This window comes from Pseudomonas sp. 11/12A (genome assembly GCF_000800055.1).
In the GTDB taxonomy this organism is placed as follows: domain Bacteria; phylum Pseudomonadota; class Gammaproteobacteria; order Pseudomonadales; family Pseudomonadaceae; genus Aquipseudomonas; species Aquipseudomonas mohnii.
In genome coordinates, this window is record NZ_JUGV01000001.1 from 5706870 (window position 1) to 5722711 (window position 15842).

Here is a 15842-nt window from a genome sequence, read left to right on the forward strand (position 1 = left end):
CAGTGAAAAAATCAGGGCTCACCTAAAAAACGGCACATCCCCCAACACCGTCGCGCGCTGCATCACCCGCCGCGCCGGCCGGTAATCGTCCACCGCGTAATGTTGTGTCACGCGGTTATCCCAGAACGCGATGTCGTCTTTCTGCCAGCGCCAGCGAATGGTGAATTCCGGCCGGGTGGCGTGGGCGAACAGGAACTTCAAAATCGCCTCGCTTTCGGTTTCCGACAGCTCGTTGATCTTCGACGTGAAGCCTTCATTGACGAACAGCGAGCGGCGTCCGCTCACCGGGTGGGTGCGGATCACCGGATGCGACAGCGGCGGATTCTTGCGTCGTGCTTCTTCCCACTGCACCAGCGCCTGCGGTGTGTTGCCATAGCGTTCCATCGGGAACGAACGGGTGAAGTCGTGGGTGGCGGTCAGCCCTTCGAGCAAGGTTTTCATCGGCACGGACAAGGCCTCGTACGCCGCGATCCCGCTCGCCCACAGGGTGTCGCCGCCGAACTCCGGCAACAGTTTGGCGCTGAGCACCGCGCCCATCGCCGGGGTGGGCAGGAAGGTCACGTCGGTGTGCCAGATCGCGTTATCCCGAACGTCGGTGACGGCGGTGTCGAGGATCAGCACTTCCGGTTGTTCCGGCACGTTCGGGTAGATCGGATGAATGTGCAGGTCACCGAAATTGGCCGCGAAACGCGCTTGCTGCTGTGGCGTGATCGGTTGGTCGCGGAAGAACAGCACCTGATGCTTGAGCAGCGCTTGCTCGATGGCGTCACGCTGTTCCAGGTTCAGCGGCTGGCTGATGTCGACGCCGCTGATCTGCGCGCCGAGGGCGGAGCTTAAGGGGACGATGCTCAGGTGGCTCATGAGGGTTCTCTTCAATTCTGAGTGTTGACTCCTGTGGAGCGAGCAAGCTCGCTCCCACAGGTTTTTCACAGGACAATTTTTAGTGAGCCTGGCCGTGCCATGGCACGAGTTTGCGTTGCAGGGCGCGCAGGCCCATCTCCATGGCAAAGGCAATCAGCGCGATCACCAGAATCCCCAGGACCACCACATCGGTGACCAGAAACTGCGCGGCCGACTGCACCATGAAGCCCAGGCCACTGGTGGCAGCGATCAATTCGGCGGCGACCAGTGTCGACCAGCCCACACCCAGGCCAATGCGCACGCCGGTCAAAATGTCCGGCAACGCGCTCGGCAGAATCACATGGCGAATCAACTGCGCGCGGGTCGCGCCCAACGACTGCGCGGCGCGCAATTTCGCCGGGTCGACAGTTCGCACGCCAGTGGCGGTGGCGATGGCGATCGGGGCGAAAATGGCCAAGTAGATCAGCAGCACTTTCGACAGCTCGCCGATGCCGCACCAGATCACGATCAGCGGCAGATAGGCCAGCGGTGGAATCGGGCGGTAGAACTCGATCAGCGGATCGAGAACGCCGCGAGCGATGCGGTGGTGGCCGATGGCGATGCCAACGGGTACGGCGGTCAGCACCGCGAAGCCCAGGCCCAGGCCGATTCGGCTGAGGCTCGCGCCCAGGTGCTGCCACAAGGTTGAATCCATGTAGCCGCTGGTGGCCAGCAACCAGCCTTTTTGCAGCACGGCGGACGGTGGCGGCAGGAACAGCGGTTCAATCAAACCGGTCGCCGTCACGCCCCACCAGATGACCACCAGGGCGATCAACGTCAGCACGCTGATCCAGCGGGTGCTCAAACTGCGGCGAACCGGAATCACCGAAGCGCCAGGTTTCACCGCTACGGCCGGGATTTCATAGCTGCTCATGCGCGCTCCTGCCGCTGGGCGGCGCTGCGTTGGGAGAAGACTCTGGCGAGCACGTGTTCGCGGGTTTCGATGAAGCGCGGGTCGGATTTGATCGCCCGTGCCGACTCGCCGGCCGCGTAACGCTGACCGAAGTCCAGGCTCAGGCGCTCGACGATTTGCCCCGGATTGGGCGCCAGCAGAATCAAGTCGGTGGCGAGGAACACCGCTTCCTCGATGTCGTGGGTAATCAGGAACACCGGTTTGGCCGTGCGCCGCCAGACTTGCAGCAGCAGTTCCTGCATCTGTTCGCGGGTGAACGCATCGAGCGCGCCGAAGGGTTCGTCCATCAATAGAACGCGTGGGTCGGCAGCGAGGGCGCGGGCCAGGCCGACGCGCTGCTTCTGCCCACCGGACAGTTGCCAGATGCGGCGGTTTTCAAAGCCGGAAAGGTCCACCAGCGCCAGCATTTCCCGGGCGCGGATTTCGCGTTTGTCCCGAGGGATGCCGGCCAGTTCCAGGCCGAAGCCGACGTTGGCCAGCACGTCCTGCCAAGGCAGCAGGGCGTCATCCTGGAACACCACGCCGCGTTCGGCGCTCGGGCCTTTGACCGGCACGCCATCGAGGGTGATGCGCCCGGCGCTGGGTTCGACGAAACCGGCAATCAGGTTCAACAGCGAAGTCTTGCCACTGCCGGACGGGCCGAGGGCGACCAGCAATTGCTGGGGCCCCAGGGTCAGGGAAATATCCGACAGCACCGGTTCCGGGCTGCCTGGGTACTGTGCGCTGATGCGCTCCAGCTGTAGCAAGGCCATGGCGATGAACTCCCGATCAGTTGGTAATGAACTTGGCGCTGACGTACGGCGCGTAGTCCGGCAGTACAGCCTCGACCTTGCCTTGTTCCTTGAGGAACGCGGCGGTGTCGGTGATGGCCTTGGTGGTCGGTGCGCCGAGGGTGATGACCTGATCAGCCGCCAGCGGATAAACGTTGCCTTGCAGCAGCAGCGGAATATCGCTGGCCTTGGCGCCAGACAGTTTTACAAGCTTGTCGACGTTGCTTTGATTGGCCAGCCAGGCTTTCGGGTCTTTGCGGTAGTCGGCATAGGCATCGAGGGTCACTTTGGCGAACGCGGTGACGATTTCCGGGTGCTTCTCGGCGAAGTCTTTACGCACGATCCAGGCATCGAAGGTCGGCGCGCCAAACTTGGCCAGTTCGCCGGAGGTGATCAGCACTTTGCCGTTTTCCTTGGCGACGCCCAGGGCCGGGTCCCATACGTAGGTGGCATCGATGTCACCGCGTTTCCATGCGGCGATGATGGCGGGCGGTGCAAGGTTGAGGACGGTCACTTTCGACGGATCGATGTTCCAGTGCTTCAGCGCGGCCAGCAGGCTGTAGTGGCCGGTGGAAACGAATGGCACGGCAATTTTTTTGCCGATCAGGTCTTGTGGGGTCTTGATCCCGGAACCGTCACGGGCCACCAGCGCTTCGGCGGCGCCGATCTGGGTGGCGATGAGGAAGGTTTCCACCGGGACTTTGCGGGTAATGGCCGCCGTCAGGGGGCTGGAACCGAGGTAGCCGATCTGCACGTCGCCGGAGGCGATGGCGGCGATGATGTCGGCACCGTTATCGAATTTGCGCCAGCTGATGTCGGCTTTGGTGGCTTTTTCATAGGCGCCGTCGGCCTGGGCGACTTTCGCCGGGTCAACGGTGGTCTGGTAGGCGACAGTCACGTCAGCCGCCTGGGCAAAGAAACTCGCTGCGGCCAGAGAGGCGGCCGCCAGCAGGCGAAGAGGGAAATGCAGTTTCATCGGGAAGCTCCTTGTCAGGCGACCGAGAGTCGGCGTGAAAAGGAGACTAAATGATATAAGAACTCGAAAATAAATAACTTTTTCGAATTAGCTTATTAGCGGAAAAACCTAAGCGTGGCCGCTGCGTGCTCAATCGCGAGCAGGCTCGCTGCCACAGTGCTCACAGGTGTGTGCACAGTTGTGGCAACACTGAAAGTCCACTGTGGGAGCGAGCCTGCTCGCGATAAGGTCCGAAGGACCTTCTGATGTTAGTTGCTGATCGCCAGGATGCTCGCCTGATACGACCCGACAAACACGTCGAAATCGCCAACTTCGTTCTGTTCCAGCTCCGCCTGTTGAGCCAGCGACGTACGCGCCAGTTCTTCAAACCGGGCCTGTTCCTCAGCCGGCAATGGTTCGCTGCGGAAAAACTCCGCGTGCGCGCGGCTCTGGCGCAGGGAGAACTGGACAAAGCTTTCCTTGTGCTCGGCCATGGCCGCCAGGACCTGGGCCGATGGCGTCAGGGACGGGTCCCGAACCTTGGCCAACTGCGCATCCAGCGCCTTGCTGTGGGCATCGCCGCCGTGGCTCTGATCGAGCATCGCCGCCAGTGGCGCGATGTTTTCCAGCAATTGTGCGGCCCACTCTTTCAGGTCAACGGGGTGACCGTCGCGTTGCAGTTGCAGGCCCGGACGGCGACCTTCCTTGACCACGCTGAGGAAGTTCGAGGTCGCATTGCCGCAACTGGTGTTGGTCAGTAGCGGGCTGTCGTTCAGGGCGCAGTACAGCAGGAAGGCGTCGAGGAAACGCGATTCGGTGAGATCGATGCCCGTCGGCAGGAACGGGTTGATGTCCAGGCAGCGAACTTCAACGTACTGGATGCCGCGGGCCATCAGCGCCTGGATCGGCCGTTCGCCGGTGTAGGTCACGCGTTTGGGGCGGATGTTGGAGTAGTACTCGTTTTCGATCTGCAGGATGTTGGTGTTGAGTTGAACCCACTCACCGTCCTTGTGGGTGCCGACTTCGACGTACGGCGCATAGGGCGTGGCCACCGCTTTGCGCAGGCTGTCGATGTAGCTGCTCAGGTCGTTGTAGCACGGCGTCAGGCCGGCCTGGGCGTTGCTCTGGTAACCCAGGTCACTCATGCGCAGGCTGGTGGCGTACGGCAGGTACAGGGTGTCCGGATCCAGCTGTTCCAACTGATGCGAACGACCGCGCAGAAAACCGGCGTCCAGTGCTGGCGATGCGCCGAACAGGTACATCAGCAGCCAGCTGTAGCGGCGGAAGTTGCGGATCAGGGCGATGTAGGCCGACGACTGATAGTCGCGGTCGGTGCCGACGAAACCTTCGGCCTGCTTGAGCAGGGGCCAGAGTTTCTCCGGCAGGGAAAAGTTGTAGTGAATCCCGGCAATGCACTGCATGGTCTTGCCGTAACGCAGGGCCAGGCCCTTGCGGTAGACGTACTTGAGCTGACCGATGTTGGACGTGCCGTAATAGGCGATCGGGATATCTTCCTCGGCCGGCAGCGGGCACGGCATCGATGGACTCCACAGGTACTCGTTGCCGAGCTTGCTGTAGGCAAAGCGATGAATCTTGTCCAGGCTCGCCAGCGTGTCCGCCGGGTCGGGCAGGGCCGGTGTGATGAACTCCAGCAGCGATTCGGAATAATCGGTGGTGATCTGTTCGTTGGTCAGCGCGGAACCCAATGCTTCCGGGTGCGGCGTTTGCGCCAGGCGACCTTCATCGGTCACGCGCAGGCATTCACGTTCGATGCCGTGAAGACACTGTTCGAGCAGAGAGAGGTTAGCGCGCTCGCCGAGCAGGGCCAGGCGGCGGTTGAGAAGTTCGCTCAAGTTGGATTCCTTCACGCGTCAGTCGCCCCAATATGGGGGTGGGCAAGACGGTCTACAAGGGTGAAGTTAAAACTGGCGTTTTCGCCTGGTTTTTGGAGCCGCTCAGGCCATATGCCGGTCAGTCAATAACCGCACAATTCCTGTGGGAGCGAGGTTGCTCGCTCCCACAGGTTTCATTGCGCCGAAATTAACTCAAATCGATGATCCGTAGCTACAGGACTGCGAACGTGCCTTGTGCTTTTGCGACGAGTTTGTCGCCTTGCATCACATCGGCTTCGACCACCAGCGTGCGCCGGCCCGGGTGGATCACCCGCGCCGTGCACATCACCTCACCGTCAGCGACGGCGCGGATGTAGTTGATCTTGCATTCGATGGTCGCGCTCTGCTGGTCAAAGCCGTGGGTGCTGGAACAGGCCAGCCCCATGGCAATGTCCACCAGACTGAACAAGGCCCCACCGTGCAGCTTGCCACCGCGATTGCGCAACTGTGGTTCCAGCGCCAGGGCGACTTGCGCCACCCCGGTTTCCAGGCTGTGCAAGCGACAGCCCAGCAGCTTGAAAAACGCGCTTTCGGTCAGCCCGGCCGGGATGTCCATCAGCGTTTCTTCAACTGCTTGGCGTTGGCGAACAGCGAAGCCATGGCGTTGTTGGCCGGAGCCGCCGCCGTGGTTTCCTTGCGTGGCGCGGTGTTCTGGGATTGGCGCGGGGCCGATCCCGGACGTGCACCACGGGCACCGTCGATTTTCTCGCCCGGGGTGTCGCTCATGCGCATCGACAGGCCCACGCGTTTACGCGGGATGTCGACTTCCATGACCTTCACTTTCACCACATCACCGGCTTTCACCGCTTCCCGCGGATCTTTGATGAACTTCTCCGATAGTGCGGAGATATGCACCAAACCGTCCTGATGCACGCCGATGTCGACGAATGCACCGAAGTTGGTCACGTTGGTCACCACGCCTTCGAGGATCATGCCCAGTTGCAAGTCCTTGAGGTCTTCGACGCCTTCCTGGAACTCGGCGGTCTTGAACTCCGGACGTGGATCGCGCCCCGGTTTTTCCAGCTCCTGGAGAATGTCGGTCACGGTCGGCAGGCCGAAGGTTTCGTCGGTGTATTTTTTTGGATCGAGGCGTTTGAGGAACGCGGCATCGCCAATCAGCGAGCGAATGTCGCGGTCGGTTTCAGCCGCGATACGCTGCACCAGTGGATAGGCTTCCGGGTGCACGGCGGACGAATCCAGCGGGTTCTCGCCGTTCATGACGCGCAGGAAACCAGCGGCCTGTTCGAAGGTTTTTTCGCCCAGGCGCGCGACTTTCTTCAGCGCGGCGCGGGTTTTGAACGCGCCGTGCTCGTCGCGGTGGCTGACGATGTTCTGCGCCAGGGTCGCGTTGAGGCCGGAAATGCGCGCCAGCAGCGCCACGGAAGCGGTGTTCACGTCCACGCCCACGGCGTTCACGCAGTCCTCGACCACCGCATCCAGGCCGCGCGCCAGTTTCAGCTGCGACACGTCGTGCTGGTACTGACCGACACCGATGGATTTCGGATCGATCTTCACCAGCTCGGCCAGCGGGTCTTGCAGGCGGCGGGCAATCGACACGGCGCCACGGATAGAGACGTCCAGGTCCGGGAATTCCTTGGACGCCAGTTCCGACGCCGAGTAAACCGAAGCGCCGGCCTCGGAAACCATGACTTTGGTCATCTTCATGGCTGGGTATTTTTTGATCAGCTCAGCGGCCAGCTTGTCGGTTTCACGGCTGGCGGTGCCGTTGCCAATGGCGATCAGATCGACAGAATGCTTGGCGCACAGGGCGGCGAGCACGGCGATGGTCTGGTCCCATTTGTTGTGCGGCACGTGCGGATAAACCGTGGCGTGATCCAGCAGCTTGCCGGTGGAATCGACCACGGCGACCTTGCAACCGGTGCGCAGGCCCGGGTCGAGGCCCAGGGTGGCACGCGGGCCGGCCGGGGCCGACAGCAGCAGGTCGTGCAGGTTGTGGGCGAACACATTGATCGCTTCGGTTTCAGCGCTATCGCGCAGTTCGCCCAGCAGGTCGGTCTCCAGGTGGGTGTAGAGCTTGACCTTCCAGGTCCAGCGCACCACTTCGCCCAGCCATTTATCGGCGGCGCGGTTCTGGTTCTGGATGCCGACGTGCTGGCCGATCATGCCTTCGCACGGATGCATGGTGCCCGGCAGCTCGTCGCCGACTTTCAGCGCGGAGCTGAGGATGCCTTCGTTGCGACCACGGAAAATCGCCAGCGCGCGGTGCGATGGCATGCTTTTGAGCGGTTCGTCGTGTTCGAAGTAGTCGCGGAACTTGGCGCCTTCCTCTTCCTTGCCGGCGATCACGCGGGCACTGAGGGTGGCTTCCTGCTTGAGGTAATTGCGCAGCTTGTCCAGCAGGCCGGCGTCCTCGGCGAAGCGCTCCATCAGGATGTATTTGGCGCCTTCGAGAGCCGCCTTCACGTCGGCCACGCCTTTTTCGGCATCGACGAAGCGTGCGGCTTCGGCATCCGGTGTCAGTGTCGGGTCGTTGAACAGGCCGTCGGCCAGGTCGCCGAGGCCGGCTTCGAGGGCGATCTGGCCCTTGGTGCGGCGCTTTTGCTTGTACGGCAGGTACAAGTCTTCGAGGCGGGTCTTGGTGTCGGCGAGCTTGATGTCACGCTCGAGTTGCGGGGTCAGCTTGCCTTGCTCCTGGATGCTGGCAAGGATGCTGATGCGCCGTTCGTCGAGTTCTCGCAGGTAGCGCAGACGCTCTTCCAGATGACGCAGCTGGATGTCATCGAGGCTGCCGGTCACTTCTTTCCGGTAACGGGCGATGAAGGGAACCGTAGAGCCTTCATCGAGTAGCGCGACGGCCGCTTCGACCTGTTGTGGGCGTACGCCGAGTTCCTCGGCGATGCGGCTGTTGATGCTGTCCATAAAACCACCTGACAAATTGTGAAAGCAGGCTCGCAGGCGCAGAAATAGGGGCTTGGCGAGTCTGGTTGAGCGGCCTGGCCTGCGCCGCTACCTGAGTCAACAGGCACTCCGTTGACCCGTGAAATCGAACAAATACTGCCAACGCTACGAAAATAAATAGCGCCTGTCTGTAGTACTGGTCCGATGTTGCCTGACACAAATGGCCGCGCATTATAACCAGCGTTCTGCCGTTAGGGGGCATCACGGGGTACAGGTGTAACGGCCGGTTTTCTGGCGGTAGAGGAAAAATCTGCTAACAATGCACACGGTGCGTATAACGGCAGCTACGCCATAATGCGCGCCGAGATCAAAGGAGCATCCAATGAGCAGCACTGCAAACATTGCTGAAGGTGAGAAAATTCTTATTGTTGACGACGATCCGGGCCTCAGCAGCCTGCTGGAGCGTTTTTTCGTCAGCAAGGGCTACCGCGCCCGTGCCGTCCCGAACACCGAGCAAATGGATCGCCTGCTGGCACGCGAAGTGTTCAACCTGGTCGTCCTCGACCTGATGCTGCCCGGCGAAGACGGCCTGACCGCCTGCCGCCGCCTGCGCGGCGCGAACAATCAGATTCCGATCATCATGCTGACCGCCAAGGGCGATGAGCTGAGCCGTATCAAGGGCCTGGAACTGGGCGCCGACGATTACCTGGCCAAGCCATTCAACCCGGACGAGCTGATGGCGCGCGTCAAGGCTGTGTTGCGTCGTCAATCGGCCCCGGTACCTGGCGCACCGGGCAGCGAAGATGAAAGCGTGACCTTCGGTGACTACGAACTGTCGCTGGCCACCCGCGAGCTCAAGCGTGGTGAAGAAGTGCACATGCTCACCACCGGTGAGTTTGCGGTACTCAAGGCCCTGGTGATGAATGCCCGTCAGCCGCTGACCCGCGACAAACTGATGAACCTGGCCCGTGGCCGCGAATGGGATGCCCTGGAGCGTTCCATCGACGTGCAGATCTCCCGTCTGCGCCGGATGATCGAGCCGGATCCATCCAAGCCGCGTTATATCCAGACGGTCTGGGGTGTAGGCTACGTGTTCGTTCCGGATGGCACCGCCACCAAGTGATCGGTGATTTGTAGGAGCGGGTCGTACGGGCGACGGATCAGACGATCCCGCCCGCAGACTCGCGATCCGCAATATGCGAGCATGGCTCGCTCCTGCAAGTATGTAGCGGTTATCCATGAAAACCCCGGTTTGGTTCCCCCAGAGCTTCTTCTCCCGCACCCTTTGGCTGGTGCTCATCGTCGTCCTGTTTTCCAAGGCGCTGACCCTGGTTTATCTGTTGATGAACGAAGACGTGCTGGTGGACCGTCAGTACAGTCACGGTGTCGCCCTGACACTGCGCGCCTATTGGGCCGCCGATGAAAACAACCGCGACAAGATCGCCGATGCCGTACCCCTGATACGGGTGGTAGGTGCCGGCGTGCCGGAAGGTGAGCAACATTGGCCCTACAGCGAGATCTACCAGCGGCAGATGCAGGCCGAACTGGGGGCGGACACCGAGGTGCGATTGCGCATGCATGCACCGCCGGCATTGTGGGTCCGGGCGCCAAGCCTGGGCGAAGGCTGGTTGAAAGTACCGCTGTACCCGCATCCGCTGCGCGGCCAGAAAATCTGGAACGTCCTGGGCTGGTTTCTCGCCATTGGCTTGCTGTCCACTGCTGCGGCGTGGATTTTTGTCAGCCAGCTCAATCAGCCTCTGAAGCGCCTGGTCTATGCCGCACGCCAGCTCGGTCAGGGTCGCAGCGTGCGTCTGCCGATTAGCGATACACCCAGTGAAATGACCGAGGTGTATCGCGCCTTCAACCAGATGGCCGAAGATGTCGAGCAGGCCGGTCGCGAGCGCGAACTGATGCTGGCCGGGGTGTCCCACGACCTGCGCACGCCACTGACCCGTTTGCGCTTGTCTCTGGAGCTGATGGGCGACCGCAGCGACCTGACCGACGACATGGTTCGCGACATCGAAGACATGGACGCGATTCTCGATCAATTCCTGGCGTTCATTCGCGATGGGCGCGATGAGTCGGTGGAAGAGGTGGACCTGAGTGACCTGGTCCGCGAAGTCGCCGCGCCGTACAACCAGACCGAGGAAAAAGTGCGCTTGCGTCTGGAGCCAATCCAGCCATTCCCGCTGCGTCGGGTGTCGATGAAACGACTGTTGAATAACCTGATTGGCAACGCGCTGCATCACGCCGGCAGCGGCGTGGAAGTGGCGGCATACGTATCCGGGGACACCGCCGCGCCTTATGTGGTGCTGAGCGTGATGGATCGTGGTGCCGGTATCGATCCTGCGGAACTGGAAGCGATCTTCAACCCGTTCACCCGTGGCGACCGTGCAAGGGGCGGGAAGGGCACCGGTTTGGGGTTGGCGATCGTGAAGCGGATTGCTTCGATGCATGGTGGCAATGTTGAACTGCGCAACCGTTCCGGCGGAGGGCTGGAAGCGCGGGTGCGCTTGCCGCTGGGGTTGATGCTGCCGCGGGATGCGGTTTAAGCGCTGACTTCTTCGGTGGGGCTGATGGCCCCATCGCGAGGCTCGCTCCCACATTGGAATGCAATCCGCTGTGGGAGCGAGCCTGCTCGCGAAGGCGGCCTGCCAGCCGCCACAAGCCTCTAAGATCAGCCTTTCCCTTTGGTCCGCGTCATATTCGGCCCGCCATTCTTCTCCAGATGCTCAATGATGATCCCCGCCACGTTCTTGCCGGTGGTGGTCTCGATCCCTTCCAGGCCTGGCGATGAGTTCACTTCCATCACCAGCGGTCCGTGATTGGAGCGCAGGATATCCACACCCGCCACCGCCAGTCCCATGACCTTAGCCGCCCGCAACGCCGTCATGCGCTCCTCCGGCGTGATCTTGATCAGGCTGGCGCTGCCGCCGCGATGCAGGTTGGAGCGAAACTCACCCGGCTTGGCCTGGCGCTTCATGGCGGCAATCACCTTGTCGCCCACCACGAAGCAGCGAATGTCGGCGCCGCCGGCCTCCTTGATGTATTCCTGAACCATGATGTTTTGCTTGAGGCCCATGAACGCCTCGATCACCGACTCTGCCGCCGTGGCGGTTTCGCACAGCACCACGCCGATGCCCTGGGTACCTTCCAGTACCTTGATCACCAGCGGCGCGCCGTTGACCATCGCGATCAGGTCGGGAATATCGTCCGGCGAGTGGGCAAACCCGGTCACCGGCAAACCGATGCCCCGGCGCGACAGCAATTGCAGAGAACGCAGTTTGTCCCGCGAGCGGGCAATGGCCACCGATTCGTTAAGCGGAAAAACCCCCATCATTTCGAACTGGCGCAACACTGCGCAACCATAAAACGTGACCGACGCACCAATGCGAGGGATCACGGCATCGAAACCTTCCAGCGGTTTGCCGCGGTAGTGGATCTGCGGTTTGTGGCTGGCAATGTTCATGTAGGCGCGCAGGGTGTCGACTACCACCATTTCATGGCCGCGTTCGGTACCGGCTTCGACCAGGCGGCGGGTGGAATACAGACGCGGGTTCCGCGACAGCACAGCGATCTTCATGCAACACCTGTGGAGGAGGTAGATACCGGGAACACCGGCTTGTCTTGTACATATTTAATGCCCGGATTGACCACCAACTGGCCATCGATCAGGGCTTTGGAACCGAGTAACAGGCGATAACGCATGGATTTGCGACAAGCGAGCGTGAACTGGACTCGCCAGACCCGATCACCGAGCGCCAGGGTGGTGCTGATCACGTATCGCACCTGCGCGTGACCGTTAGAGCTTTTAATGGTTTTCATCGTCACCAGCGGCGCTTCGCAACGACGGTGACGCAATTGCACCACCGTGCCCAGGTGCGCCGTGAAGCGCACCCACTGCTCACCGTCGCGCTCGAAGGTCTCGATGTCGGTGGCATGCAGGCTGGAGGTGCTGGCGCCGGTGTCGATTTTTGCCCGAAGGCCCGCGACTCCCAAATCCGGGAGCGCGACCCACTCGCGCAGACCGACGACGGTCAAATGGTCAAATGTCTTCAAAGGTGCTCAACCGGTAGTAACCGCTGGGCCGCACGCGGCCCGATTCGCGGTATTCACGCAGAATAATGATTAAAAGGCGACAGATATCTACGGCCCGGATTTCCAGCCCTTCAGGGAGGTTCTGGAATGCCTGCATTGTAATCCGAGACGAGGTAATTCTTGGTACGACAGAAACGGTAGTACAGTTCACCAATATTTCAGTATGAGGAAATCCCATGGCACAAAAAAACGAAGAGGACGACAAAGTCCGCCTCGATAAATGGTTATGGGCCGCGCGTTTTTACAAGACGCGTGCCTTGGCCAAGGCAGCGATTGAAAGCGGCAAGGTGCATTGCCGGGGTGAGCGTTGCAAACCGGGCAAGGAACCGCGCATTGGCGATGAATTTGTGATTCGTACCGGTTTCGAGGAGCGCACCGTGGTGGTCCAGGCGCTGTCGATCGTGCGCCGTGGCGCGCCGGAGGCACAAACGCTGTACGCCGAAACCGAGGCCAGTATCGCCAAGCGCGAAAACGCGGCGGCGCAGCGCAAGGCGGGGGCTTTGGGGGTGAGTACTGATGGCAAGCCGAGCAAGAAACAACGGCGTGATCTGTTCAAGTTTCGTGGCAGCAGCAACGATTGATTGACCGAAGCCACCGATCACATCAATCAGGCCAAGACTTGTATTTGCGCCTGCGTGTAGCCATATGAGGTAATTGGCCTACCGTACATGAGCCATTGGTCGTAAAGCGCACAGCGCCCTCTAACCCAATACCAGGCTGCAATACGCTATAGCCAAGGCGTAACCTCGAACTCTGTCACCCTTTTTGTCACCACTTCAGATACCAGACTTATGACCGACTTACCGGATAACGACTTCACCCAACGCTTCATCTTCGATGACAGCGACACCCGTGGCGAGATGGTTTCGCTAGAGCTCAGCTACGCTGAAGTCTTGGCCAAACACGCCTATCCGGAGCCGGTCGCGCAACTGCTCGGCGAGCTGATGGCGGCTGCGGCGCTGCTGGTCGGCACATTGAAGTTCGATGGGTTGCTGATCCTTCAAGCCCGTTCCGAAGGTCCGATCCCGCTGCTGATGATCGAGTGCTCCAGTGAGCGCGACATTCGTGGCCTGGCACGTTACGAGGCGGACCGGATTGCCCCCGACGCTACCTTGGCCGACTTGATGCCGGACGGCTCGCTGACCCTGACCATTGACCCTAACCAGGGCCAGCGCTATCAGGGCGTCGTCGATCTGGATGGCGAAACGTTGTCCGACTGCTTCACCAACTACTTCGTCATGTCGCAGCAGATTGGCACCCGCATCAAGCTGTGCGCCGATGGCCGCCACGCGCGTGGCCTGTTGCTGCAACAACTGCCCGCCGACCGTTTGAAGGACGAAGAAGAACGCGCCGCCAGCTGGCAGCACCTCACCGCGCTGGCCACCACCCTGACCGCCGATGAACTGCTGAGTCTGGACAACGAAACCGTGCTGCATCGCCTCTACCATGAAGAGCAGGTGCGTCTGTTCGATGTGCAGAGACTGCGCTTCCGTTGCAGCTGTTCGCGCGAACGTTCGGCCAATGCCCTGGTCAGTCTGGGTATGGAAGACGCGCAGAACCTGGTGATTGAACACGGTGGAAAAATCGAGATCGACTGCCAGTTCTGCAACCAGCAGTACCTGTTTGATGCCGCCGATGTCACTCAATTGTTTGCTGGAGCGGGCGTCGAGACGCCGTCAGATACCCGTCACTAAAACGGTTCAGCGCAGGTAAATTCACTGGTTTGTGCCGGAATAACGCCGTTACGACGGGAGGGCCCTACTATTTTTGGGCTTTTCTGGCATAATCCGGCCCACTTTTTTCGCGGTAGTAGTGCGCGACTTTCTACTACAAAACGTTTGGAGCACTCGGCCACTGGCCGACGGGGAACCTCATGACGCAAGCCAATAACGCCGTGTACACCGATCTGAGTGTTGATGATCTGGTTAAAGAAGCCCTCAACCGCGGTGAAGGCGAGCTTGCCGATACCGGCGCACTGGTTGTTCGTACCGGTCACCGTACCGGCCGTTCGCCAGTCGATCGTTTCATCGTTGATGAGCCGACCACCACAGGCGCCATCGCCTGGGGCCCGATCAACCGCAAGTTCCCGGCCGACAAGTTCGACGCCCTGTGGGATCGCGTAGAGGCGTTCAACAACGCGCAAGAGCATTTCGTTTCCCACGTGCATGTAGGTGCGGCTTCCGACCACTACCTGGCCGTGAAGATGACCACCCAGACTGCCTGGCAGAACCTGTTCGGCCGCTGCCTGTTCATCAACCCGGCCCAGTACAACCCGGCTGGCCGTGATGAGTGGCAAGTGCTCAACGTTGCCAACTTCGAATGCGTTCCAGAGCGTGACGGCACCAACTCCGATGGTTGCGTGATCCTCAACTTCGCACAGAAGAAAGTGCTGATCGCTGGCATGCGCTACGCCGGTGAAATGAAGAAAGCCATGTTCTCGGTGCAGAACTTCCTGCTGCCGGCCGCCGACGTGCTGCCAATGCACTGCGCCGCCAACATCGGCGAAGAGGGCGACGTGACCCTGTTCTTCGGTCTGTCCGGCACCGGGAAAACCACCCTGTCCGCCGACGAAAGCCGTTACCTGATCGGTGACGACGAGCACGGTTGGGGCGAGGGCGTGGTGTTCAACATCGAAGGCGGTTGCTATGCCAAGTGCATCGACCTGTCCGAGAAGAACGAGCCGGTCATCTGGAAAGCCATCAAGCACGGCGCAGTGCTGGAAAACGTCGTCATCGATGACGCCAAGCACGCTGACTACGCCGATGTCAGCCTGACCCAGAACAGCCGCGCCGCTTACCCGCTGGAGCACGTTGCCAAGCGCTCCGAGAAAAACCTCGGTGGCGAGCCGAACGCTGTCATCTTCCTGACCTGCGACCTGACCGGCGTGCTGCCGCCAGTGTCGATCCTCAACGAAGAGCAAGCGGCCTACCACTTCCTGTCCGGCTACACCGCGCTGGTGGGTTCGACTGAAATGGGTTCGGGCAGCGGCATCAAGTCGACCTTCTCCACCTGCTTCGGCGCACCGTTCTTCCCGCGTCCGGCTGGCGAATACGCAGAACTGCTGATCAAGCGCATCCGCGGCTTCGGCTCCAAGGTTTACCTGGTCAACACCGGCTGGACCGGCGGCGGCTACGGCGTCGGCAAGCGCTTCAACATCCCGACCACCCGTGCGGTGATCGCAGCGATCCAGAGCGGCGCGCTGATCGGTACCGAGACCGAGCACCTGGACACCATCAACCTCGACGTGCCACTGGCCGTACCGGGCGTTGAGACTGGCCTGCTGAACCCACGCAACACCTGGGCTGACAAAGCCGCCTACGACGAAGCCGCCAAAGCACTGGCCGGCCTGTTCATCGAGAACTTCAAGAAGTTCGACGTGAGCGACGCGATCAAGGCTGCCGGTCCTCAGTTGTAAGCGTTGGTTTGATGCAATGAGAAAACCGCCTTTCGGGGCG

At 61.0% G+C, this 15842-nt stretch carries 14 protein-coding genes; 5 read left to right on the forward strand and 9 right to left on the reverse strand.

All coding sequences use genetic code 11. The annotated features are described in order from the left end of the window. Positions 1 to 18: 18 nt before the first annotated feature. The 7 genes from tauD to GQ39_RS26260 all read right to left on the reverse strand — a co-directional run bounded on the left by tauD (position 19) and on the right by GQ39_RS26260 (position 8310). The gene (gene tauD / locus GQ39_RS26230; RefSeq protein WP_047536219.1) at positions 19 to 861 is read right to left on the reverse strand and encodes a taurine dioxygenase; all 843 of its coding nucleotides are present in this window, start codon (positions 859 to 861) and stop codon (positions 19 to 21) included. A gap of 79 nt (positions 862 to 940) precedes the next feature. Next, positions 941 to 1774 carry a taurine ABC transporter permease TauC gene (gene tauC, locus GQ39_RS26235; RefSeq protein ID WP_047536222.1) on the reverse strand — a complete coding sequence of 278 codons (834 nt, stop codon included), beginning with the start codon at positions 1772 to 1774 and terminating at the stop codon, positions 941 to 943. Further along, on the reverse strand, positions 1771 to 2565 hold the full coding sequence (gene tauB / locus GQ39_RS26240) for a taurine ABC transporter ATP-binding subunit (protein ID WP_047536225.1): 795 nt from the start codon (positions 2563 to 2565) through the stop codon (positions 1771 to 1773). Before tauB ends, tauC begins: the two co-directional genes overlap by 4 nt. A gap of 16 nt (positions 2566 to 2581) precedes the next feature. Next, the gene (gene tauA, locus GQ39_RS26245) at positions 2582 to 3559 is read right to left on the reverse strand and encodes a taurine ABC transporter substrate-binding protein (RefSeq protein WP_047536227.1); all 978 of its coding nucleotides are present in this window, start codon (positions 3557 to 3559) and stop codon (positions 2582 to 2584) included. A gap of 248 nt (positions 3560 to 3807) precedes the next feature. Then, entirely contained in the window at positions 3808 to 5391 is a 1584-nt protein-coding gene (gene gshA, locus GQ39_RS26250; protein ID WP_047536230.1) for a glutamate--cysteine ligase, read from the reverse strand. Between the two features lie 211 nt (positions 5392 to 5602). Then, positions 5603 to 5986, reverse strand: coding sequence for a PaaI family thioesterase (locus tag GQ39_RS26255; protein ID WP_052193636.1), 384 nt, complete (start codon positions 5984 to 5986; stop codon positions 5603 to 5605). Further along, positions 5986 to 8310 (reverse strand): Tex family protein, encoded by a 2325-nt coding sequence (locus GQ39_RS26260; protein ID WP_047536231.1) that lies wholly within the window; start codon positions 8308 to 8310, stop codon positions 5986 to 5988. The genes GQ39_RS26255 and GQ39_RS26260 overlap by 1 nt, the downstream gene beginning before the upstream one ends. Before the next feature lie 361 nt (positions 8311 to 8671). Between GQ39_RS26260 and ompR the strand changes: the two genes are divergently transcribed. After that, entirely contained in the window at positions 8672 to 9412 is a 741-nt protein-coding gene (gene ompR, locus GQ39_RS26265; RefSeq protein WP_047536233.1) for an osmolarity response regulator transcription factor OmpR, read from the forward strand. Between the two features lie 115 nt (positions 9413 to 9527). Then, positions 9528 to 10841 (forward strand): ATP-binding protein, encoded by a 1314-nt coding sequence (locus GQ39_RS26270; RefSeq protein WP_047536235.1) that lies wholly within the window; start codon positions 9528 to 9530, stop codon positions 10839 to 10841. A 125-nt stretch (positions 10842 to 10966) separates the two neighbouring features. On the opposite strand, the gene rimK is transcribed toward GQ39_RS26270, so the two are convergent. Next, the gene (gene rimK / locus GQ39_RS26275) at positions 10967 to 11872 is read right to left on the reverse strand and encodes a 30S ribosomal protein S6--L-glutamate ligase (protein WP_034148478.1); all 906 of its coding nucleotides are present in this window, start codon (positions 11870 to 11872) and stop codon (positions 10967 to 10969) included. Next, positions 11869 to 12348 carry a retropepsin-like aspartic endopeptidase RimB gene (gene rimB / locus GQ39_RS26280; RefSeq protein WP_047536237.1) on the reverse strand — a complete coding sequence of 160 codons (480 nt, stop codon included), beginning with the start codon at positions 12346 to 12348 and terminating at the stop codon, positions 11869 to 11871. Before rimB ends, rimK begins: the two co-directional genes overlap by 4 nt. A gap of 215 nt (positions 12349 to 12563) precedes the next feature. Here rimB and GQ39_RS26285 point away from each other — a divergent pair, with 215 nt between their 5' ends. From GQ39_RS26285 to GQ39_RS26295, 3 genes are all read left to right on the forward strand, one after another. Next, positions 12564 to 12968 carry an RNA-binding S4 domain-containing protein gene (locus tag GQ39_RS26285; RefSeq protein ID WP_047536239.1) on the forward strand — a complete coding sequence of 135 codons (405 nt, stop codon included), beginning with the start codon at positions 12564 to 12566 and terminating at the stop codon, positions 12966 to 12968. Between the two features lie 210 nt (positions 12969 to 13178). After that, positions 13179 to 14081 (forward strand): Hsp33 family molecular chaperone HslO, encoded by a 903-nt coding sequence (hslO, locus tag GQ39_RS26290; protein WP_047536240.1) that lies wholly within the window; start codon positions 13179 to 13181, stop codon positions 14079 to 14081. Between the two features lie 179 nt (positions 14082 to 14260). Next, the gene (locus tag GQ39_RS26295; RefSeq protein WP_047536242.1) at positions 14261 to 15802 is read left to right on the forward strand and encodes a phosphoenolpyruvate carboxykinase; all 1542 of its coding nucleotides are present in this window, start codon (positions 14261 to 14263) and stop codon (positions 15800 to 15802) included. Positions 15803 to 15842: the final 40 nt, after the last annotated feature.

Excerpts from the sequence above, each read along its gene's own strand:
- tauD (WP_047536219.1), bottom strand. The coding sequence starts at position 861 with ATGAGCCACCTGAGCATCGTCCCCTTAAGCTCCGCCCTCGGCGCGCAG.
- tauA (WP_047536227.1), bottom strand. The coding sequence starts at position 3,559 with ATGAAACTGCATTTCCCTCTTCGCCTGCTGGCGGCCGCCTCTCTGGCC.
- ompR (WP_047536233.1), top strand. The coding sequence starts at position 8,672 with ATGAGCAGCACTGCAAACATTGCTGAAGGTGAGAAAATTCTTATTGTT.
- tauB (WP_047536225.1), bottom strand. The coding sequence starts at position 2,565 with ATGGCCTTGCTACAGCTGGAGCGCATCAGCGCACAGTACCCAGGCAGC.
- GQ39_RS26260 (WP_047536231.1), bottom strand. The coding sequence starts at position 8,310 with ATGGACAGCATCAACAGCCGCATCGCCGAGGAACTCGGCGTACGCCCA.
- hslO (WP_047536240.1), top strand. The coding sequence starts at position 13,179 with ATGACCGACTTACCGGATAACGACTTCACCCAACGCTTCATCTTCGAT.
- GQ39_RS26270 (WP_047536235.1), top strand. The coding sequence starts at position 9,528 with ATGAAAACCCCGGTTTGGTTCCCCCAGAGCTTCTTCTCCCGCACCCTT.
- rimK (WP_034148478.1), bottom strand. The coding sequence starts at position 11,872 with ATGAAGATCGCTGTGCTGTCGCGGAACCCGCGTCTGTATTCCACCCGC.
- GQ39_RS26255 (WP_052193636.1), bottom strand. The coding sequence starts at position 5,986 with ATGGACATCCCGGCCGGGCTGACCGAAAGCGCGTTTTTCAAGCTGCTG.
- GQ39_RS26285 (WP_047536239.1), top strand. The coding sequence starts at position 12,564 with ATGGCACAAAAAAACGAAGAGGACGACAAAGTCCGCCTCGATAAATGG.
- tauC (WP_047536222.1), bottom strand. The coding sequence starts at position 1,774 with ATGAGCAGCTATGAAATCCCGGCCGTAGCGGTGAAACCTGGCGCTTCG.
- GQ39_RS26295 (WP_047536242.1), top strand. The coding sequence starts at position 14,261 with ATGACGCAAGCCAATAACGCCGTGTACACCGATCTGAGTGTTGATGAT.